Origin of the sequence: Paraburkholderia sp. BR14312, assembly GCF_040948675.1 — a bacterium.
Classification (GTDB): Bacteria; Pseudomonadota; Gammaproteobacteria; order Burkholderiales; family Burkholderiaceae; genus Paraburkholderia; species Paraburkholderia nodosa_A.
In genome coordinates, this window is the sequence record NZ_JBFPKI010000017.1 from 64,563 (window position 1) to 85,195 (window position 20,633).

Sequence of the window (20,633 nt, forward strand, 5' to 3'; positions counted from 1 at the left end):
CAACTGCTGCGCCCCGCGCACTCGCGGGACTTGCTGCCGCGCAACGTCTCCATGCTGCGCGGCGGCGCATTCAACCGGCTTCCGCCAGTTGCGAGGCGTGCCTTACACCTGCTTCATGCGGAATTCGGCACTGCGCGCGTGGGCTTGCAGGCCTTCGCCGTAGGCCAGCTCGGCCGCGATCTCGCCGAGCGTTTGTGCGCCTTCCGCGCTCACCTCGATGAGGCTCGAACGCTTGATGAAATCATAGACGCCAAGCGGCGACGAGAAACGTGCGGTACGAGACGTAGGCAGCACGTGATTCGGCCCCGCGCAGTAGTCGCCGAGGCTCTCGCTCGTGTAGCGGCCAAGGAAAATCGCGCCCGCGTGGCGGATTTCGGCGCCCCACTTCTGCGGCTCCAGCGCCGAGATCTCGAGGTGCTCCGGCGCGATCTCGTTGGCGATGGCGCAGGCCTCGGCCATGTCGCGCACCTTCACGAGCGCGCCGCGATCCGTGAGCGACGTGGCGATGACTTCGGCGCGCGGCATGGCGGGCAGCAGCTCGTCGATGGCGTCTTCCACGCGCTTGATGAAGCTCTCGTCCGGGCACAGCAGGATGGATTGCGCGAGCTCGTCGTGCTCGGCCTGCGAGAACAGGTCCATCGCCACCCAGCGCGGATCGGTCGTGCCGTCGCAAATCACGAGGATTTCCGAGGGGCCCGCGATCATGTCGATGCCGACCGTGCCGAACACGCGGCGCTTGGCCGACGCGACATAGGCGTTGCCCGGTCCGCAGATCTTGTCGACGGCGGGGATCGTATCCGTGCCGTACGCGAGCGCCGCCACGGCCTGCGCACCGCCGATCGTGAACACGCGATCGACGCCGCCGAGCAGCGCCGCCGCCAGCACGAGCGGGTTCTTCACGCCGTCCGGCGTGGGCACGACCATGATGATTTCGCGTACGCCCGCGACCCGCGCGGGAATGGCGTTCATCAGCACGGACGACGGATACGCGGCCTTGCCGCCGGGCACATAAAGGCCCACGCGGTCGAGCGGCGTGACCTTCTGGCCGAGCACCGTGCCGTCGGATTCGGTGTACTGCCAGCTATGCGAGCCGCACTCGATGCGCTGCTTCTCGTGGTAGCCGCGCACGCGCGCCGCCGCGGCTTCGAGCGCCGCGCGCTGCTTGGGCTCGAGGCTTTCCAGCGCCGCTTCGAGTTCGCTGAACGGCAGTTCGAGCGCCGCGACGCTCGGGGCGGCAAGGCGGTCGAAGCGGTTCGTGTAGTCGAGCACGGCGGCGTCGCCGCGCGCCTTGACGTCGGCGAGAATCTGCGCGACGGAGCGCTCGATGGCCTCGTCCTCGCTCGCCTCGAAGGCGAGCACCGCGTGCAGCGCCTTTTTGAAGCCTTCGGCGCCGGAATCGAGTTTGCGCATCGTGATAGCCATGCTGGTATCCATCCGTTACGTTGTGCGCGCCGCGCCTTTTGAGGCGCACTGCGCGCGAGGCGGCGCGTCATTGCGCCTGCCCTTTGCTCTTGGTGTCAGCTCGCCTGCGTGCCGCGCGATGCGCGTTCGAACGCGTCGATGATCGGCCGCAGCGCGGCGCGCTTGAGCTTGAGCGCCGCCTGATTCACGACGAGGCGCGAGGAGATCTCCATGATCTCCTCGACCTCGACCAGATTATTCGCGCGCAGCGTGCCGCCCGTGCTGACGAGGTCGACGATCGCGTCGGCGAGGCCCACGAGCGGCGCGAGTTCCATCGAGCCGTACAGCTTGATGAGGTCGACGTGCACGCCCTTGGCCGCGAAGTGCTGGCGCGCGGCTTCCGTGTACTTGGTCGCCACGCGCAGGCGCGCGCCCTGGCGCACCGCGTTCGCGTAGTCGAAGCCGCCCTTCACGGCCACCGAAAGACGGCAGCGCGCGATGTCGAGATCGATCGGCTGATACAGGCCGCCGCCGCCGTGCTCGTTGAGCACGTCCTTGCCCGCCACGCCGAAGTCCGCGGCGCCGTACTCCACGTAGGTGGGCACGTCGGTCGCGCGCACGATGATCACGCGCAGGTTCGGGTCGGTCGTCGGCAGAATGAGCTTGCGCGAGGTTTCCGGGTCTTCCGTCACATGCACGCCGGCCGCCGCGAGCAGCGGCATCGTCTCTTCGAAGATGCGGCCCTTCGAGAGCGCAAGCGTGAGCGGCGCGCTGGCCGCGGCCGCCGGCGTGGGCCTCGACTCGACCGTGCTCATTGCGCGCTCCCCTTGATCCGCTTCACGTTCGCGCCGATCTTCGTGAGCTTCTCTTCCATGCGGTCGTAGCCGCGGTCGAGGTGATAGATGCGGTCGATCAGCGTTTCGCCGTCCGCGCACAGGCCCGCGATCACGAGGCTCGCCGAGGCGCGCAGGTCGGTTGCCATCACCTTCGCGCCCGAGAGCTTCTCGACACCGGCGACGAGCGCCGTCTTGCCGTCGATCGTGATGTGGGCGCCCAGGCGATTGAGTTCCTGCACGTGCATGAAGCGGTTTTCGAAGATGTTTTCGACCACTTGCGAGGTGCCGTCCGCGATCGTGTTGAGCGCCATGAACTGCGCCTGCATGTCGGTCGGGAACGCCGGATATTCGGAGGTGCGCACGTTCACGGCGCGCGCGCGCTCGTGCATGCGCACGCGCATCCAGTCGTCGCCCTCTTCGATCGTCACGCCCGCTTCGCGCAGCTTGTCGGTGACGGCGTCGAGGATGTGCGGACGCACGTGGCGCAGCGTGACGTCGCCGCCCGCGGCCGCGACCGCGCACAGGAACGTGCCCGCTTCGATACGGTCCGGAACGACGGTGTGGTGCGCGCCGTGGAGCTTGTCCACGCCCTGGATCACGAGGCGGTCGGTGCCGATGCCTTCGATCTTCGCGCCCATCGCCACGAGCAGGTGCGCGAGGTCGCCCACTTCGGGCTCGCGCGCGGCGTTCTCGATCACCGTTTCGCCATCGGCGAGTACGGCAGCCATCAGCAGGTTTTCCGTGCCGGTGACCGTGATCATGTCGGTGACGATGCGCGCGCCCTTCAGGCGCTTCGCGCGCGCCTCGATGAAGCCGTGCTCGATGTTGATCTCGGCGCCCATCGCCTGCAGGCCCTTGATGTGCTGATCCACGGGGCGCGCGCCGATCGCGCAGCCGCCCGGCAGCGACACCTTCGCCTCGCCGAAGCGCGCGACGAGCGGCCCGAGCACGAGGATCGACGCGCGCATGGTCTTCACGAGCTCGTACGGCGCCACGAGATTGTTGACCTTCGAGGCGTCGAGCTGCACGCGCGCGCCGTTCTGCTCGGTACGCACGCCCATCTGGCCAAGCAGCTTGAGCGTGGTGCGCACGTCCTGAAGGTCGGGCACGTTGTCCAGATGAACGGGTTCCGCGCTCAGAAGGCCCGCGCAGAGAATGGGCAGCGCCGCATTCTTTGCACCGGAAACAGCCACTTCCCCTGCGAGCTTCTGCCCGCCGACGATGACGAGTTTATCCATGCCTGAGGTTTCCTGATCGGTGCGGCCGGTTTGCAGGGTCGCTTGGTGTTGAGCTGCGCCGCTCGCGGCGGCGTCTTTGTCCTGGGTAATTCGCACTGAGATTCCAGATTATGCGTTCTGCCATTCGGCGGGCGTGAGCGTCTTCATGCTGAGCGCGTGGATTTCCTCGCGCATGCGGTCGCCGAGCGCCGCGTAGACGAGTTGATGGCGCTGGATCAGGCGCTTGCCGTCGAATGCTGAGGAGACGATCGTCGCGAAGAAGTGCTGGCCATCGCCTTCGACTTCGAGGTGCTCGCACGCGAGCCCTGCCGAGATGTACTGCTTGATCTGTTCCGGAGTCGGCAACATGAGTATGGCTCCTGCTTAGTGACGCAGCTTGTACCCGCTCGCGAGCAAACGCATGGCGAGCGTGGCCAGCGCCACGAAAAACACGAAAACGATCGACAGGCTCACGAGCGGGTTGATGTCGGACAGGCCGAAGAACCCGAAGCGGAAGCCATCGATCATGTAAAAGAACGGATTGAGCCGCGACACTTCGCGCCACAGGGGCGGCAGCGTATGCGTCGAATAAAACACGCCCGAAAGAAACGTGAGCGGCATGATGAGAAAGTTCTGAAACGCCGCGAGCTGGTCGAACTTCTCCGCCCAGATCCCGGCGATCAGGCCGAGCGTGCCGAGGATCGCCGAGCCGAGCACCGCGAACGCGAGGATGTAGAACGGCGCGGCGAAGCTCATCGGAATGAACCAGATCGTCACGACGAACACGCCCGCGCCAACGGCGAGGCCGCGCACGATCGAGGCGAGCACGTAGGCGCCGAACATCTCCCATGCAGCGAGCGGCGGCAACAGCACGAACACAAGATTGCCCGTGATCTTCGACTGGATCAACGACGACGAGCTGTTCGCGAAGGCATTCTGCAGCACGCTCATCATCACGAGGCCGGGAATCAGGAAGCTCGTGTATTCCACGCCCGGATACACCTCGACATGGCCGCGCAGCGCATGGCCGAAGATCGTGAGATAGAGCAGCGCGGTAATGACGGGCGCGAGCACGGTCTGGAAAGCGACTTTCCAGAAACGCAACACTTCCTTGTAGAACAGCGTACGGAAACCGCTCATGCGAGACCCTCGACCACTTCAGGACCGTTCATCACCTGCACGAAGACATCCTCCAGATCGGCCTTGCGCACTTCCACTTCTTCGAGCTTGCAGCCGTTCGCGCGGCACTTGGCCAGGATGCGCTCCACGTCGTCGTAGCTCGCGAGGCGCAGCAGATGCTGGTGCGGGCTGGCGTTGGAAAGATCGACTTCGAGCGCGCGCAAATCGCTCGGCAGCACGCCTTCCGAGAAGCGCAGGAACAACTGCGTGCCCGCGAAGCGCTGCAGCAGCGCGCTCGTGCGCTCCAGCGCGACCATCTCGCCGCGCCGGAGCATGGCGATGCGGTCGCACAACTGCTCGGCTTCTTCGAGATAGTGCGTGGTGAGCACGATGGTGTGCCCTTCGCGGTTCAGGCGCGCGATGAACTTCCAGAGCGTCTGGCGCAGTTCCACGTCCACGCCGGCGGTCGGTTCGTCGAGCACGATCACGGGCGGCCGGTGCACGAGCGCCTGCGCCACGAGCACGCGGCGCTTCATGCCGCCGGACAGCGCGCGCATGTTCACGTCGGCTTTCTCGGTGAGATCGAGATTGGCCATGACTTCGTCGATCCACGCGTCGTTGTTGCGCAGGCCGAAGTAGCCGGACTGGATGCGCAGCGTCTCGCGCACCGTAAAGAACGGATCGAACACCAGTTCCTGCGGCACGACGCCCAGGTTGCGGCGCGCGTTGCGGTAGTCGGCGACGACATCGTGGCCGCGGACGGCGATCGAGCCCTCGTCCGCGCGCGCGAGGCCGGCAAGAATGCTGATGAGCGTCGTCTTGCCCGCGCCGTTCGGGCCGAGCAGCCCGAAGAACTCGCCGTCTTCGACCGTGAAGCTGACGCCCTTGAGCGCCTGAAGCGACCTGTAGCGCTTCTTGACGTTACGGATTTCTATGGCTGGCATGACTAATACGCCGCCCGTTTGCGAACGGCGCGGCTCAAGAGTGCATCAATGCTGCGGGGAAGACCGGAATTGGGGACGGCTTATCAGGCCGGCTTTGCTGTCTCACTGCACGCTTATTACGTACCAGGCGGCACTTTTTGCGCCGAGGCAGCGCCCAAAAAACGGTTGATTATAGGCCAAGTCGGGAAGCGCGGCCTGGCCCTGGAGGGGAACGGCGTCGGCCCGGCAGTGCGGTGTGATCCCGCTTGAACGCTAGCGTCCGGCCAGGCGACGCGGGTCAATGTCGCTCGTTGAGAAGCGAATCGACGCCGTAGGCGCGCGCGAGAGAGGCGAGCGCGGGGGGCATGTTGAGCACGGCAAGGGAAGCGCCGCGCTCACGCGCGGCACGCTGCCACGCGATCAGCACAGCGAGCGCCGATGAATCGAACTGGGTGAGCGCCGCGCAGTCCACGGCGGTTGCGCCCGCCGAGATCTGCGCGAACCCGGCCGAGAGCGCGGCCTTCGCGCTCTCGTGGGTCAGGTTGGCGCCGGTGGCGAAACGCTCGCTCACGAGGTCGCCTTGCCCGATGCGAGTTGCTGGTTACGCTGCGTGAGGAACTGGATCAGGCCGTCCACGCCGCCTTGCTGGATCTTTTCCTGGAACTGCTGCTGGTACGCCTGGATGAGCCACGCGCCGAGCACGTTGATGTCATACACGCGCCAGCCTTGCTGCGTCTTGTAGAGGCGATAGTCGAGCTCGATCGGCTGGCCGCCGTTCATGACCGTCGAACGGACCACGACGTCGGTGTCGTCCGGGTTCGCGCGGAACGGCTTGTACTGGATCTGCTGGTCGCGCACCTGGGCGAGCGCGCCCGAGTACGTGCGGATCAGCAGCGTCTTGAACTGTTCGATGACCTGTTGCTGCTGCTCCGGCGTGGCCGTGCGCCAGTTGCGGCCCATCGCGAGTTGCGTGGTGCGGCGGAAATCGGTGTACGGCAGGATCTTTTCGTTCACGAGCTGCGTGATCTTGCTGATGTCGCCGGACTGGATGGACTTGTCACCCTTGATCTGGCTCATGACCTGCTGCGTGACCGTCTGGACCATCGCGTCGGGATTGCTGGTGTCTACCGTCTGGGCAAATGCGCCGCCGGCAAACGAAAGAAACATGGCGAAAAACGGGTACAGAAAGAATTTTTTCATCTCGAGCCCTGCTAGTTGGGGGACATCGCCCCGTTGGAACCAACGATATCACGCGAGATCTATCGCGCTGTGTCAAAACCGCCAGCAAAGTGCGACAAGCGTTTCTGCTTGTTACGTCAGACGTATACGTCGGACGAACGCTCCGGCGAGGCGTTCCAGCACGCCGGAGCGCAGCGCTCAGTGCAGCCGCAGCATGCTCGGGAAGCCGATGCGCGCGGGCGGAATCATCTGGTCGCCTGGCACCGTGGTTTCCGACGCGCCCACGGGCGCCGCGGCGCCGGCCGGGCCTTCCAGCGTGGCCGGGGCGGTCGTTGCGCCGTTGGGGTTGGCGGGTGCCATGCTGGCCGCATTCGGGGTGGCCGCAGGCGCAGTGCCCGAAGCGGGCACTGCCGCACCGGCAGCCGCACCCGAAGCGGGGGCCGCCGCGCCCTCGTCGGTGTCGTCGTACTTCGGCAGCGGCGCGCCATCGCCGTAATCCGGCAGATTGCTGTTGCCCGACGACGCGCGGCCGTCCGACAGCAGATAGCGGCGGCGCTGCAGATAGGCGTTGCGGATGAACGAGTACCTGTCGATCGCCGCGCCTTCGAGCAGGTCGCTCGCGCCAAGCAGGTTGGCGCGCGTGCTCACCACGTTCAGCCCGTAAAGGCCCCAAGACAGCGCGGCCGGATCCACATAGGTGAGCGGGTTGATGAAGTAGTTCGGCACGAGGCCCACGCCGTCACGCACCGTGCTCGGACCGAACAGCGGCAGCACGAGGTATGGGCCGGGCGGCACGCCATAGTGACCGAGCGTGAGACCGAAGTCCTGGTTGTGCTTGGGCAGCTTTGCGAGCGTCGCGACGTCGAACAGACCGCCGAGGCCGAAGACCGTGTTGATCACGATCCGCATGATGTCCTCGACGCCATCGGTGATCTTCAGCTGCAGGAAGTTGTTCGCGGCGTTGTACACGTCGCCGATGTTCGCGAAGAAGTTCGTCACGCTGTCGCGCACGGGCTGCGGCGTCACCTTCACGTAGCCCTGCGCCACCGGCTTGAGCGCGTACGTGTCAACCTTGTCGTTGAACGTGTACACCGTGCGGTTGAACCCTTCCCATGGATCTTCCTTCGCTGGCGTCTGCACCGTCGAACAACCCCCGAGTGCAAGCGCTGCGACGCCAAGCGTAATGGCGCGCATGCGTATGGTCGTCATTCTTTTTCTCCTTCTTATTGGGCCGCCGAAGCCGCCGGTGCAGGCGCCGGGGCCTGAGCCGGTGCGGGCGCGGGTGCTGCAGCAGGCGCCGCATCCGTGCTCGCGCCGCTGGACGGCTTCGCGGCGCCCGAATCGGCCGCCTTGCTATAGAGGAACTGGCCGATCAGGTTCTCGAGCACGATGGCCGACTGCGTCATCGAAATGGTGTCGCCGGCCTTGAGCATTTCCGAATCGCCGCCCGGTTCGAGGCCGATGTACTGCTCGCCGAGCAGACCCGACGTCAGGATCTTCGCCGACGTGTCCTTCGGAAACTGGTACTGCTGGTCGAGGTTGATCGTCACCAGCGCCTGATAGGTGTTGGAGTCGAAGCCGATCGAGGCCACCCGGCCCACGGTCACGCCCGCGCTCTTCACGGGCGCGCGCGGCTTGAGGCCGCCGATATTGTCGAACTTGAGCTTCACCGGGTAGGTGGCCTGGAACGACAGGGAACTCATGTTGCCGGCCTTCAGCGCGAGAAACAGCAGCGCGATAAAGCCCAGCACCACGAACAGGCCGACCCAGAAGTCGAGAGCATTCTTTTTCATCGTCATCCCAATGAGAATCCGTTGCAGCGTCGCTCATATGCGCGCCGCGCGGCCGGGTCGCAGCCCGGCCTCTTTAGCTGAACATCAGCGCGGTGAGCAGGAAGTCGAGGCCGAGCACCGCGAGCGACGCGTACACGACCGTCCTGGTAGTCGCGCGCGACACGCCCTCGGGCGTGGGCTTCGCCTCATAGCCCTGATAGAGCGCGGTAAACGTCACAGCGAAGCCGAACACGATGCTCTTCATCACGCCGTTGCCCACGTCTGCCCAGACATCCACGCCGCCCTGCATTTGCGACCAGAACGCGCCGGCGTCTACGCCGATCAGCAGCACGCCCACCACGTAGCCGCCCAGAATGCCGACCGCGCTGAAGATGGCCGCGAGAATCGGCATGGCGATCACGCCCGCCCACATGCGCGGCGCGACCACCACGCGCACGGGGTCCACCGCCATCATCTCCATGGCCGTGAGTTGCTCGCCCGCCTTCATGAGGCCGATCTCGGCCGTGAGCGAGGTGCCCGCGCGGCCCGCGAACAACAGCGCGGTGACGACGGGCCCGAGCTCACGCACGAGCGAGAGCGCGACCAGCAGCCCGAGCGCCTGCTCGGAGCCGTAGCGGTTGAGCGTGTAATACCCTTGCAGACCGAGCACGAAGCCCACGAACAGGCCCGACACGGCAATGATCAAGAGCGAATAATTACCGACGAAGTGGATCTGCTTCGTGACAAGACGCGGCCGGCGCAGCAGCGGGAAGAATTCGAGGACGAGGCGCACGAAAAAGCGCGTGGCATGCCCCGCGCGCGCGATCGTTTCGAGCACGGTGCGCCCGATCGAGCTGATGGCGCCGGTCATGAGCGGCCTCCGCCAATGCCGAAGTCCGCTTCGAGCGGCAGGTTCGACGGGTAATGGAACCGGAACGGGCCGTCCGGCGCGCCGTCGATGAACTGGCGCACGATCGGGTCGGTCGAGGCGCGCAGCTCGGCGGGCGTGCCCTGCGCCTGCACCCGCCCGTTCGCCATGAAGTACACGTAGTCGGCGATCGCGAACGACTCGGGCACGTCGTGCGTGACGAGGATCGAGGTTGCGCCGAGCGCGTCGTTGAGCGTGCGGATGAGGTTCGCGGTGATGCCGAGCGAAATCGGGTCGAGACCCGCGAACGGCTCGTCGTACATCATGAGTTCGGGGTCGAGCGCGATGGCGCGCGCAAGCGCCACGCGCCGCGCCATGCCGCCGGAAATTTCCGAAGGCGCGAGGTCGCGCGCGCCACGCAGGCCGACGGCGTTGAGCTTCATGAGCACGAGGTCGCGGATCAGCTCTTCAGGCAGGTCGGTGTGCTCGCGCAGGGCGAAAGCGACGTTCTCGAACACCGACATGTCGGTGAAGAGCGCGCCGAACTGGAAGAGCATGCCCATCTTGCGGCGCAGGGCGTAGAGGCCGTCGCGCGATTGCGCGCCGACGTCCTGGCCGCCGAACAGCACCTGGCCGCGCTGGGCGCGAACGAGGCCGCCGATCAAGCGCAGCACTGTCGTTTTTCCGCCACCGGAACCGCCCATGACTGCCACGACCCGACCGCGCGGGAAGCGCATGTTCAGGCCGGACAGGACGAGCCGGTCGCCGTAGCCGAAGTCGACGTCGCGCAGCTCCAGTAGGGTCTCAGAGGTTGAGGGCACGTGGTCTGACAGTCCATTTACACGAAGGCGGGATTATAGGGCCATCGTGGAAAACCTGCCGTGACGCCCCCGGACCCGCCGATGTAAGCCGCAAGCGCCCGCTGCTGCGGGTTGCGGCCCCCTTGGCCCCGGGTCGCGCACGCGGCGCAGCCCGAAGCCAGGGCGGACCATTATTGCGTAAACGCGTTGCGCAATGCAGCAACCGCGGCAGCCGGGTCGGCCGCCTCGGTCACGGCGCGCACCACCGCCGCGCTGCCGGCGCCCGTGGCGAGCACCTCGGGCAGCACATTGCCGTCGATGCCGCCGATCGCCACCATCGGCACGACGCCGTCCAGCAGCTTCACGTAGCGGGCAAGACGCGCGAGGCCCTGGGGCGCCGTGGGCATGGCCTTGGTCGTGGTGGCGAACACGGCGCCGCACGCGAGATAGCTGGGACGGAAGTGAAGCGCCGTGAGCATCTCGAAGTAGCCGTGCGTCGAGAGGCCAAGACGTGCGCCCGCCGCCGCGATCGCGCCGAGATCGGCTTCGCGCAGGTCTTCCTGGCCGAGGTGCACGCCATATGCGCCGGCCGCGACGGCCTCCTGCCAGTGATCGTTGATGAAGAGCTGCGCGTCGTGCTTGCGGCCCGCCGCGACGCAGCGCTCGATTTCGTTCGTGAGCGCCGGCGACTTCGGCTGCTTGCTGCGCAACTGCACCGTCTTCACGCCGTAGTCGAGCACGCGCTCGACCCAGTCGGCCGTGGGCAGTACGGGATACAAGCCAAGCTTCGCGGGACACGGCGCAAACGGCTGTGCGGGCGCGTCGGGCAGGCCCAACACCCGCGGAAAACGCTCGATGTCGACGGGCCAGGCGTCAGCCTGCTGCTCGTCGCCGTCGCGCCAGGCGAGCGCGAGCACGAGCGCGTCGTGCGGATCGAAACCGCAGTCGAGGAACGCCGCCAGCGCCGGGATCCAGTCTTCCGCCAGCTCGCCTTCGAGCGCGTAGCGCTCGCCGCCCAGATGCAGCGTGGCGCGCGCCGCCTTCGGGTTTTCGCCCGCGGCTTCGATCACGCCCGCGCCGTCGGTCATCCAGCGCGCGATGTTGGCCAAATGCGGCGCCGCGTCGGTCACGATGATCAGATCGCCGCCGTTGGGCGCGTCGGGCGGCGTGAGACAGATGCGCCACGGCGCATGCGTGGGCTGCCAGTCGCCCAGGCGCGCGCGGATGCGCTCCGCCGTTTCGGTGAGTTCGTCGGCGGGCGGCCAGAACAGTTCGCGGTCTTGCAGGCGCAGCGTTTCAGTCATCGCTTGTCTCCATCCTGGTGCCAGAAAGGCATGCCGACCACGGGCGTGCTCGCGACCGCCGCTTCGCGCTCGGCCATCGGTCCGGCGAGAAACGCGGCGCGCCCCGCCTCGACACCCAGCGCGAACGCGCGCGCCATCGCCTCGGGGTGCGTGGCCTGCGAAACGGCCGTGTTGAGCAGCACGCCGTCGAAGCCCCACTCCATTACCTGGCACGCGTGCGAAGGCACGCCCAGGCCCGCATCGACGATGAGCGGCACATCGGGCAAGCGCTCGCGCAGCACGCGCAAGCCGTAGGGGTTGATCACGCCCTTGCCGGTGCCGATCGGCGCGCCCCACGGCATGAGCGCCTCGCAGCCGGCGTCGAGCAGACGCCGGCCGATCACGAGGTCCTCGGTGCAATACGGCAGCACCTTGAAGCCGTCCTTCACGAGGCGCGACGCGGCCTCGATCAGGCCGACCGGGTCGGGCTGCAGCGTGTAGTCGTCGCCGATCAGTTCGAGCTTGATCCAGTCGGTTTCGAAGACTTCGCGCGCCATGTGCGCCGTCGTCACCGCCTCGTTGACGGTGAGGCAGCCGGCCGTGTTCGGCAGGAGCGGCACGCCGTGTCGCTTGAGCAGATCGAAGAAGCCGGCCTCGGCGGTGCCCTCGTTCATCTGGCGGCGCAGCGCGACGGTGATCATGCCGGGGCGCGCGGCAGCCATCGAGTCGGCGAGCGATTGCAGCGACGGATAGCGTGACGTGCCGAGCAGCACGCGGCTCGCGAAGGTTTCGCCGTAGAGCGTGAGCGCGTCGGCAGTGGTTGTGGTGGTCATGGGTTGGAATCCTTGGCGGTGTCGTGAACGCGCTCGCCGTCTATGCGATGCGCGCGACCGGTGGCCTGGGCGAGCGAGGCTCAGCCGCCGGCCACGGGGCTCACGACGTCGAGGCGGTCGCCCGCCTGGAGCGAGCGCGCGCCATGCTGGGTACGCGCCACGAAATCGCCGTTCAGCGCGACGGCGAACGGCGGACGCGCGCCGAATGCGGTGAGCGCATCGGCGACAGTCGCGCCCTCGGGCAGCGTGATCGGCTTCTGGTTGATTTGAATGTCCATGGCAAATACGTTCTCAAACTGCGGATTATTTCTGGTGAGGCGTCAGGCCGGCTCGTGCGCGCCCTGCGCGTGCAGCATGTCGCCCCAGCGCGACGCGCGGCGCAGCGACTCGAAGGATTCGGCATCGCTCACACGGGCATCGAGCAGCGCCTGGGCGAAGCGCGCGGCTTCGTCGGCGACTTCCGGCGCGATCATGAAGCCGTGCCGATAGAGACCGTTCACACGCAACGTGGTCTTGCCGTCCCAGATGAGCGCCGGGCGGTGGTCGGGCAACGTCGGGCGGCACTGCGTGTTCAACTCGAGGATGCGCGCTTCGCCGAACGCCGGATGCACCGCGAACGCCGCGCTCAGCAGTTCGAGCGCCGAGCGCACGCTCACCGGCGAGCGGTCCTCGCCTTCGATCTCGGTCGCGCCGATCACGAAGACATCGTGTTCCTTGGGCGCGATATAGAGCGGATAGCGCGGATGCAGGAGCCGCACCGGGCGCGTGAGCGTGATGCCCGGCGCGTGCACGCGCGCGACTTCGCCGCGAATGCCGCGCAACCCCGGCAGCGCAGGTTTGGCGCCCAGCCCGCGGCAATCGATCGTCACGCGCGCGGGCGGCGGATTGGCCTCGTCGACCGTGGTATGCCAGTGGGTTTCCACGCCGCGCGCAGCGAGCCCCGCCGCCAGAGCGGCCAGGGCCTGGCGATTGTCGAGCTGGCCCTCGCCTTCGAGCAGCCAGCCGCGCGCGAAGCGCCCCGCGAGCGCCGGTTCGGCGGCGTCGAGCTGTGCACCGGCGAGCGCGACGAAGTTGGCATCGGCGAGAGAACGCGGCGCGTTGGCGCGCACGCGGCGCTCGAAGAGCGGCGCTTCGGTGCGATCGGCGCTATGCCAGACCACGAGCGTGCCGTTGCGCTGGAAGAACACGGGCTCCGGCAACTCGGCCAGAATGCGCGGCCAGGTTTCGAGCGATGCGACGCCCAGCTCGGTAATGAGCATTTCGGCGACGGCAGCCTCCGCGAGCGGCGCGAGCATGGCCGCCGCGACCCAGGCTGCGGCTTCGCCGCCTTCGGGGCCGCCGCGCTCGTAAAGCGCGACGCGATGGCCCTCGCCGGCCAGACGCCATGCGACGAGCCGGCCGCTCAGGCCGCCGCCGAGCACGGCGAAGTCGGGCACGCTGCCCACGTCAGGGTTGCGGGCGCGGCTCATGACGACGCTCCGTCACGCAAGGCGAACTGCAAGGCGAACGCGATAAGAATCGGGGAACAAAGAGAATAGGCGGTCATCGTATCCTTTCCGTACGGCAGCAGCAGACGTACCCAAGGACGAAACCGGCTGGCAAGGCCGACCGTGGAGGCTATACGGCGCAGACGGCCCGATACGGAATGCGTATACGAACCCAGGCGCCCAAAGCGCAGCCCGGCGGGAATCCTGGCGCCCCCGCCTTTTCAAAACCCAGGCTGGGCGCTCCGGTAAGACTTTCTGGAAACTTCCCGCGCCGGTATTACCCGGATCGGGTGCAAAGGGTTTCTCTCAGCCTCACTGGCGGCATGCCCGGCATACCGGTGAAGCACCCCTGTTTCGTCAACGACGATTAGACCACAAAACGCGCGCGGCCCGCAAACCTCGGCGGAACCGGGGGGCGTGGTCTGGCACAATGCCCTGAACCCGCCTCTTTCGCCTCGCGAGCCCGCGCGGTGAGACAATGAGCGCCACGCTACGGCGGCGCCAGCGTGCGCTTTTGTCTCCACGCCTCGCGCCGGTTTTGGCTCCGCCTGTGGCCCGTTAAGACTCACTTAAGCGCCCGACGACAGAATCGCTGCAAAAATCGCTGCAACGCTGCCGCCGTGCGGCGCGCGGCGCATGCCCCCAGCGGGCCGCCACACCTTCAGGACGCACATGACCAACCAACCTGCCCGCGCCACGCCCGATCAGAACGAGCATCAGAAGATCACCGCGTGGAGCCTGATCAAGCCCTACTGGGTCTCCGAGGAACGCTGGATCGCCTGGGGCCTGCTCGTCGCGATCATCGTGATGAACCTGCTCGTCGTGTGGATCAACGTGCGCCTGAACGGCTGGAGCGCGGAGTTCTACAACGCGTTGCAGGCCAAGGACGTCAAGCGCTTCCCGCCGCTGTTGATGACCTTCACCGAACTGGCGTTCGGCTTCATCATCCTCGCGGTGTATGGCCGCTATCTGCGCCAGATGCTCGGCTTTCGCTGGCGTCAGTGGCTCACCACGCGGTTCCTGAACGAGTGGCTCGGCAAGGGCGCGTTCTACCGCATCGAGCGCGACCGCCTCGCCGACAACCCCGACCAGCGGATCAGCGACGACCTCCAGTCGTTCGCCACGACCACGCTCTCGCTCACGCTCGACCTGCTCTCGACGGTCGTCACGCTCATCTCGTTCATCACGATCCTGTGGACGCTCGCGGGCGCGCTCACCGTCACGCTGGGCGGGCAGCCGCTCGCGATTCCGGGCTACATGGTGTGGGCCGCGGCGCTCTATGCCGTGTTCGGCTCGCTCGTGATCCAGAAGGTCGGCCACCCGCTCGTGTCGATCAACTACCAGCAACAAAAGGTGGAAGCGGACTTCCGCTTCGGCCTGATCCGCCTGCGCGAAAACGCCGAGCAGATCGCCCTCTACGACGGCATGGACACCGAGCGCAGCAACGCGCAGGGCCTCTTCGCGCACATCAAGGACAACTGGTGGCGCGTGATGAAATACACGAAGCGCCTCACCTTCGTGCTGAGCTTCTACGGCCAGATCGCCATCATCTTCCCGCTCGTGGTGGCCGCGCCGCGCTACTTCGCGGGCGCCTTCACGTTCGGCGTGCTGATGCAGATCTCGCAGGCGTTCGGCACCGTGAGCGACTCGTTCTCGTGGTTCATCAACAGTTACTCCACGCTGGTCGAATGGCGCGCTACCGTGAATCGTCTGCGCGAATTCGTGCGTGTGGTGCACTCGCCGCGTCTGAAGGAATCGGTCTCGCCCGCCACCGAGCACGGCGGCATCAACCTGCACTTCATCGACAACAACGAGCTCGCCACCGAGCATCTCAAGCTCTCGCTGCCCAACGGCACGCCGCTCTCGGAAGTGCGCGACATCGCCATCAAGCCGGGCTCGCGCTGGCTCGTGCGCGGCCCGTCGGGCGCAGGCAAGAGCACGCTGATGCGCGCGCTCGCGGGCCTCTGGCCCTTCGGCGAAGGCTCGATCGACGCGCCTGTCGATGCGCGCATGATGTTCATCCCGCAGCAGAGCTATCTGCCCATCGGCACGCTCAAGGCGGCGCTCACCTACCCCTCGCCCGCCGACGACTACAGCGACGAAGACTGCCGCGAAGCGCTGCGCGCCTGCCGCCTCGAAGAGTACGTGGATCGTCTCGCCGAGTCGGCGCACTGGACGCGCGTGCTCTCGCCGGGCGAGCAGCAACGCCTTGCGGGCGCGCGCGTGCTGCTGCACAAGCCCGACTATCTGTTCCTCGACGAAGCGACGAGCGCGCTCGACCCCGACAACGAAAGCCGTCTCTACAAGCTGTTCATGGAACGTCTGCCCAAGGCAGCGATCGTGAGCGTCGCGCACCGTGAGTCGCTCGCGGCGTACCACCACGAAACGCTCGAGATCGAGCGCATGCCCGAAGAGCGGGTTGCCGCGTGAGCGCAAGCGCGCTGCGCGTCGTGCTGATCACGGGCGCGGGCTCGGGCATCGGCGCGGCGCTCGCGCGTCGCCTCGCGGCGCCGGGTGTAGCGTTGATGCTGCACACGCGCGGCGCGGATGAGGCATCGCGCGCCCGGCTCGCCGCCGTTGCCGCCGGGTGCGAACAGCGCGGCTCGACCTGCGCCACCTCGTACAGCGATCTCGCGCTGGCCGGCCAGGCGAGCGCGCTCGTGGACGCCACGCTCGCGCGCTTCGGCTCGCTCGACCAGCTCGTCGCCAACGCCGGGCACGCGCAGCGCCAGACGCTCGCCGCGCTCGACGCCGCGTCGCTCGAAGGCGCTTTCGCGGCCATGCCTGCCGCGTTCGCCGGGCTCGTGCAACGCGCGCAGCCGGCGCTGGAACGCTCGGCGCGCGCCCGCGTGGTCGCGCTGAGCTCGTTCGTCGCGCACCGCTACCGCGCCGGCGCGCCCTTCGCGGCCACCGCCGCCGCGAAGGCCGCGCTCGAATCGCTGGCGAAAACCGCCGCGGCAGAACTGGCGCCGCACGGCGTGACCGTGAACTGCGTCGCGCCCGACTATACGCGCAAGGACAAGGGCCCTGCGCCGGAAAACGCGCCGGCGTGGGAGCGTGCGGCACAGGAAACGCCGCTCGGCCACGTGGCCGATCCCGCCGATGTCGCCGAACTGATCGCCTTCCTGCTCTCGGATGCCGCGCGCCACATCACCGGCCAGGTGATTCATGTCGATGGCGGGCTCACGCTCTAGCGCCTTGCGGTTCCCGCGCGCCGTCGTTCGTTCGCTATCGAACTAAACCCGAACTAAATATCGGAATACAACGATAGCGGGCGCCCCCAAATTGCCCCTCGCCTCAGCGCGGTTTCGCACCGTAAAATACCCCTCCAGCACACCGGAGACGGGCGGCGTCGCACCGCGCAGCCCGCCAGCGTCAAGCGCACACGCCACCCAACGCGTTTGCGCCAGCCGGGTCGCTTGCGCAGCACGGGCCGCTCAGCCCGGTTCGTTGCGCGCACAACAAATATGGGGGAAGACACGCGATGGGCTACTTTCACTGGTTCACCGAATTGAACGCGCGCGAGCGGCGCACGCTTTATGCGGGATTCGGCGGCTACGCCGTCGACGCGTTCGACTTCATGATCTACTCGTTCCTGATCCCGACGCTCATCGCGACCTGGGGCATGACCAGGAGCGAGGCCGGCATGATCGCGACCAGCTCGCTGATCTCCTCGGCGGTCGGCGGCTGGCTCGCCGGCATCCTCGCCGACCGCTACGGCCGCGTGCGCGTGCTGCAGTGGACCATCGCCACCTTCGCGCTCTTCACCTGCCTCTCCGGCTTCACGCATTCATTCTGGCAACTGCTCGCCACGCGCACGCTGCAGGGCATCGGCTTTGGCGGCGAATGGACGGTCGTCACGATGATGATGGCCGAAACAATCCGCTCGCCGCAGCATCGCGCGAAAGCCGTGGGCGCGGTGCAGAGCAGCTGGTCGTTCGGCTGGGGCGCGGCTGCCATCCTGTACTGGGCCTTCTTCGCCCTGCTACCCGAGGAATACGCGTGGCGCGCGTGCTTCTGGATCGGCATCGTGCCTGCGCTCTGGATTCTCTATGTGCGCCGCAACGTGAGCGATCCCGACGTGTTCGTCGCCACGCGCCGGGCGCGCGAAAGCGGCGCGGTGCAAAGCCACTTCATGCAGATCTTCGCGCCCGCGCATCTGGTCACCACCCTGCTCGGCAGCGCGCTGTGCACCGGCATGCTCGGCGGTTACTACGCGATCACCACCTGGCTGCCCACCTACCTCAAGACGGTGCGCCATCTCTCGGTGTTCAACACGAGCGGCTATCTGATCGTGCTGATCGTCGACTCGTTCACGGGCTACATCGTCGGCGCGATCCTGTGCGACAGGATCGGCCGGCGCGCGTCGTTCATCCTGTTCGCCATCGGCTCGTTTGCGCTCGGCATGGCCTACACCATGCTGCCCATCACCGACACCGCCATGCTCCTGCTCGGCTTTCCGCTCGGCATCGTCGTGCAAGGTATTTTCGCGGGCGTGGGTGCGTACCTCTCGGAGCTTTACCCCAACGCGATCCGCGGCTCGGGCCAGGGCTTCTGCTACAACCTCGGACGCGGGCTCGGCTCGTTTTTCCCCATTCTCGTAGGCACATTCGCGCAAACCACCTCGCTCGTGAAGGCGATCGGCGTGGTGGCCGGCGCGGGCTATCTGCTCGTGATCGTCGCGGCGCTGTGCCTGCCGGAGACGAAGGGCAAGACGCTGACCGAGGAAGTGCCTGCTGCCGGGAGCGAGCGAGCGTCTGCGGAGTCCACTGCACGATGAGCGCGAACATGCTGCAATACCGACCGTCCCTCCCTGTTGTGCGACCGGCATGAAAACGATCGTCCTCGGCGCCGGTGTGATCGGCGTCGCTACTGCGTACTATCTGAGCGAACGAGGCTGCGACGTCACAGTCGTCGAACGGGAACCCGGCGTCGCGCTCGGCACGAGCTTCGGCAACGCCGGCGTCATGGCGCCCGGCTATGTCACGCCGTGGGCCGCGCCCGGCATGCCCGCGAAGCTCATCAAGTATCTGCTCAAGCCGACCTCGCCGCTCATCTTCCGTCCCACGCTCGATGCCGCGCAGTGGCGCTGGATCGCGCGCTGGCTGCGCGAATGCGATCTCGCGCGCTTTCGCGTGAACAAGCAGCGCATGCAGCGCATCGCCTATTACAGCCGTGAATGCCTGCACGCGTTTCGCGCCACGCACGCGTTCGAGTACGGGCGCAGCCAGGGCTATCTGCAGCTCTTTCGCAGCGACTACGACCTCGAGCTCGCGCAACCGGCGCTCGGCGTGCTGCGCGATGCGGGCATCGTCTATCGCGAACTCGATGCCGCCGCTTGCGCGCAGGTCGAGCCGGGGCTTGCGTGGTCACGTGTGAAACCGGTGGCGGGCGTCTATCTGCCGGAAGACGAGGCCGGCGACTGCGCACGCTTCACGCGCGAGCTGCGCTCCGTCTGCGAATCACGCGGCGTCACGTTTTTGTTCGATACCGAAGTGCTCGCGCTCGAAGCCGCGGGCGGCAAGGTGAACGGCGTGCGCGTGCGCGCCGTGCCCGGGCGGCGCACGGCCAACAACCGCAAGGACCGGCGCGAGCAGCGCCGCGCGCCGGCCGAGGTGCTGCGCCCGGCCGAGCGCAGCGAGCCCACCGACGACACGCCCCACACGCTCGCCGCCGACGCCGTGGTGGTCGCCCTGGGCGTGGAGAGCGCGGCGCTCGTCGCGCCGCTTGGCGTGCGCGTGCCGTTGTATCCGGTGAAAGGCTATTCGGCCACGCTGCCCGTGGTCGACGAGCAGAAGGCCCCGCGCGCCGCGCTCATGGACGAGTCGCTCAAGACGGCGATCACGCGCTTCGGCCCGTATCTGCGTGTGGCGGGGACGGCGGAACTGGGCGACCACCGCGCGACGCTGCGCGAGCAGGCGCTGCAAACGCTCATGAAGGTGCTCGACGACTGGTTCCCGCACGCCGCGACGCCTTCGTCGGCGCAATTCTGGGTGGGGCGCCGGCCGATGGTGCCGGACGGCGCGCCGCTGCTCGGCACGTCGGGCGTGGATGGCCTGTGGCTGAACGTCGGGCACGGCTCGACGGGCTGGGCGATGTCGATGGGTTCGGGCCGCGTGCTCGCGGACCTCGTCACGCAGCGCGCGCCGGAAATCGATCTCGATGGATTGACGCTGGCGCGGTATCGCCACTAAGCGTCGGTCGAGACTCCAACGCAGGGCGACACCTCAATCGAGCGCGACGCTCGCCAACGCCTCGTAGCGCGCGCCCTGCCTCGCCAGCGTGCTCGAATACAGCACCAGCGACTCGAAGCACAACGGCGGCAGCGCTTCGCCGCCGCTTGGCGCCGGCGCGCCCACGGCGTCGCGCGCGAAGCGCGCGAGCGTCACATGCGGGCGGAACGCTCGTGCGTCGAGCGGCAATCCCACGTCTCCCATGAGTGAGCGCACGTGCCAGTCGAGCGCCGCGAACGCATCCGACATCGCGAGCACGGCCACCATGAGGCGTGGATGCGCGCGTCCCGGCCAGCATTCGATATGCGTGACCGGCGCAGGTGGGAGGAGCGGCGCGTGCTCGGCGAGCCGCTGCGAGAGCACGTGTCCCTGGTCGAACGACATTGCGCCGATGAAGGTCACTGTCAGATGGAGTTGCGCATAGGGCACGCGCCGCGCATTGGGCGGCACGTCCAGCGCGGCGAGCGCATCGCGCGACGCCGCAGTGGGCGAAAGCGCGATGAAGCAGCGCCGCCATTGCTGCGTGTCACGATCGGTCTCGCGGGCTTCGGACATGATCGGCGGGCCTCGTTCGGTCGGGCAATCGCGTCATGGTAATCCTCTCGCGCGCAGACGTAAAAAAGCCGGGTCATCCTTGCGGATGCCCGGCTTTCTGGCTTCGTGTCTCCTGCCGTCTCCCGTG

General features: G+C 67.3%; 21 protein-coding genes and 1 riboswitch. Of the genes, 4 read left to right on the top strand and 17 right to left on the bottom strand.

Annotated features, from left to right (window positions below; all coding sequences use genetic code 11):
* Positions 1 to 102: 102 nt before the first annotated feature.
* The 16 genes from hisD to AB3X98_RS36735 all read right to left on the bottom strand — a co-directional run bounded on the left by hisD (position 103) and on the right by AB3X98_RS36735 (position 13,700).
* Entirely contained in the window at positions 103 to 1,422 is a 1,320-nt protein-coding gene (gene hisD, locus AB3X98_RS36660) for a histidinol dehydrogenase (RefSeq protein WP_368606644.1), read from the bottom strand.
* A 95-nt stretch (positions 1,423 to 1,517) separates the two neighbouring features.
* Positions 1,518 to 2,216 (bottom strand): ATP phosphoribosyltransferase, encoded by a 699-nt coding sequence (gene hisG, locus AB3X98_RS36665; RefSeq protein WP_069268253.1) that lies wholly within the window; start codon positions 2,214 to 2,216, stop codon positions 1,518 to 1,520.
* Positions 2,213 to 3,475 (bottom strand): UDP-N-acetylglucosamine 1-carboxyvinyltransferase, encoded by a 1,263-nt coding sequence (gene murA, locus AB3X98_RS36670; protein ID WP_342949835.1) that lies wholly within the window; start codon positions 3,473 to 3,475, stop codon positions 2,213 to 2,215. The genes hisG and murA overlap by 4 nt, the downstream gene beginning before the upstream one ends.
* Positions 3,476 to 3,583: 108 nt before the next feature.
* Positions 3,584 to 3,823 carry a BolA family protein gene (locus AB3X98_RS36675; protein WP_028206568.1) on the bottom strand — a complete coding sequence of 80 codons (240 nt, stop codon included), beginning with the start codon at positions 3,821 to 3,823 and terminating at the stop codon, positions 3,584 to 3,586.
* Between the two features lie 15 nt (positions 3,824 to 3,838).
* On the bottom strand, positions 3,839 to 4,594 hold the full coding sequence (locus AB3X98_RS36680) for an ABC transporter permease (RefSeq protein ID WP_042269663.1): 756 nt from the start codon (positions 4,592 to 4,594) through the stop codon (positions 3,839 to 3,841).
* Positions 4,591 to 5,517 (bottom strand): ABC transporter ATP-binding protein, encoded by a 927-nt coding sequence (locus AB3X98_RS36685; protein WP_368606643.1) that lies wholly within the window; start codon positions 5,515 to 5,517, stop codon positions 4,591 to 4,593. Before AB3X98_RS36685 ends, AB3X98_RS36680 begins: the two co-directional genes overlap by 4 nt.
* Before the next feature lie 277 nt (positions 5,518 to 5,794).
* A complete protein-coding gene (locus tag AB3X98_RS36690) occupies positions 5,795 to 6,067 on the bottom strand; it encodes a lipid asymmetry maintenance protein MlaB (protein WP_069268249.1) in 273 nt (90 codons plus the stop codon).
* Positions 6,064 to 6,696, bottom strand: a complete 633-nt coding sequence (locus AB3X98_RS36695; RefSeq protein ID WP_069268248.1) for a phospholipid-binding protein MlaC — start codon at positions 6,694 to 6,696, stop codon at positions 6,064 to 6,066. The genes AB3X98_RS36690 and AB3X98_RS36695 overlap by 4 nt, the downstream gene beginning before the upstream one ends.
* 177 nt (positions 6,697 to 6,873) lie before the next feature.
* Positions 6,874 to 7,884 (bottom strand): VacJ family lipoprotein, encoded by a 1,011-nt coding sequence (locus AB3X98_RS36700; protein ID WP_368606642.1) that lies wholly within the window; start codon positions 7,882 to 7,884, stop codon positions 6,874 to 6,876.
* A gap of 14 nt (positions 7,885 to 7,898) precedes the next feature.
* A complete protein-coding gene (mlaD, locus tag AB3X98_RS36705) occupies positions 7,899 to 8,468 on the bottom strand; it encodes an outer membrane lipid asymmetry maintenance protein MlaD (RefSeq protein ID WP_342949831.1) in 570 nt (189 codons plus the stop codon).
* Positions 8,469 to 8,541: 73 nt separating this feature from the next.
* Positions 8,542 to 9,318 carry a lipid asymmetry maintenance ABC transporter permease subunit MlaE gene (gene mlaE / locus AB3X98_RS36710; RefSeq protein WP_342949830.1) on the bottom strand — a complete coding sequence of 259 codons (777 nt, stop codon included), beginning with the start codon at positions 9,316 to 9,318 and terminating at the stop codon, positions 8,542 to 8,544.
* On the bottom strand, positions 9,315 to 10,136 hold the full coding sequence (locus tag AB3X98_RS36715; RefSeq protein WP_028206560.1) for an ABC transporter ATP-binding protein: 822 nt from the start codon (positions 10,134 to 10,136) through the stop codon (positions 9,315 to 9,317). Before AB3X98_RS36715 ends, mlaE begins: the two co-directional genes overlap by 4 nt.
* A 170-nt stretch (positions 10,137 to 10,306) precedes the next feature.
* Positions 10,307 to 11,419 carry a thiamine phosphate synthase gene (gene thiE, locus AB3X98_RS36720; RefSeq protein ID WP_368606641.1) on the bottom strand — a complete coding sequence of 371 codons (1,113 nt, stop codon included), beginning with the start codon at positions 11,417 to 11,419 and terminating at the stop codon, positions 10,307 to 10,309.
* Positions 11,416 to 12,231, bottom strand: a complete 816-nt coding sequence (locus AB3X98_RS36725; RefSeq protein ID WP_069268246.1) for a thiazole synthase — start codon at positions 12,229 to 12,231, stop codon at positions 11,416 to 11,418. The genes thiE and AB3X98_RS36725 overlap by 4 nt, the downstream gene beginning before the upstream one ends.
* 80 nt (positions 12,232 to 12,311) lie before the next feature.
* Positions 12,312 to 12,509: a sulfur carrier protein ThiS gene (gene thiS, locus AB3X98_RS36730; RefSeq protein WP_069268245.1), complete on the bottom strand. Its 198-nt coding sequence runs from the start codon at positions 12,507 to 12,509 to the stop codon at positions 12,312 to 12,314.
* A 42-nt stretch (positions 12,510 to 12,551) separates the two neighbouring features.
* Positions 12,552 to 13,700, bottom strand: a complete 1,149-nt coding sequence (locus AB3X98_RS36735) for an FAD-dependent oxidoreductase (protein WP_069268244.1) — start codon at positions 13,698 to 13,700, stop codon at positions 12,552 to 12,554.
* 264 nt (positions 13,701 to 13,964) lie between these two features.
* Positions 13,965 to 14,079: riboswitch (TPP riboswitch) on the bottom strand.
* A 311-nt stretch (positions 14,080 to 14,390) separates the two neighbouring features.
* Here AB3X98_RS36735 and AB3X98_RS36740 point away from each other — a divergent pair.
* From AB3X98_RS36740 to AB3X98_RS36755, 4 genes are all read left to right on the top strand, one after another.
* A complete protein-coding gene (locus tag AB3X98_RS36740) occupies positions 14,391 to 16,148 on the top strand; it encodes an ABC transporter ATP-binding protein/permease (RefSeq protein ID WP_342949825.1) in 1,758 nt (585 codons plus the stop codon).
* Positions 16,145 to 16,912, top strand: a complete 768-nt coding sequence (locus AB3X98_RS36745; protein WP_368606640.1) for an SDR family NAD(P)-dependent oxidoreductase — start codon at positions 16,145 to 16,147, stop codon at positions 16,910 to 16,912. Before AB3X98_RS36740 ends, AB3X98_RS36745 begins: the two co-directional genes overlap by 4 nt.
* A 290-nt stretch (positions 16,913 to 17,202) precedes the next feature.
* Positions 17,203 to 18,498, top strand: a complete 1,296-nt coding sequence (locus AB3X98_RS36750) for an MFS transporter (protein ID WP_368606639.1) — start codon at positions 17,203 to 17,205, stop codon at positions 18,496 to 18,498.
* 49 nt (positions 18,499 to 18,547) lie between these two features.
* Positions 18,548 to 19,912 carry a D-amino acid dehydrogenase gene (locus tag AB3X98_RS36755; protein WP_368610403.1) on the top strand — a complete coding sequence of 455 codons (1,365 nt, stop codon included), beginning with the start codon at positions 18,548 to 18,550 and terminating at the stop codon, positions 19,910 to 19,912.
* 33 nt (positions 19,913 to 19,945) lie between these two features.
* Here AB3X98_RS36755 and thpR read toward each other — a convergent pair whose 3' ends face one another.
* The gene (gene thpR, locus AB3X98_RS36760) at positions 19,946 to 20,506 is read right to left on the bottom strand and encodes an RNA 2',3'-cyclic phosphodiesterase (RefSeq protein WP_368607184.1); all 561 of its coding nucleotides are present in this window, start codon (positions 20,504 to 20,506) and stop codon (positions 19,946 to 19,948) included.
* Positions 20,507 to 20,633 lie beyond the last annotated feature (127 nt).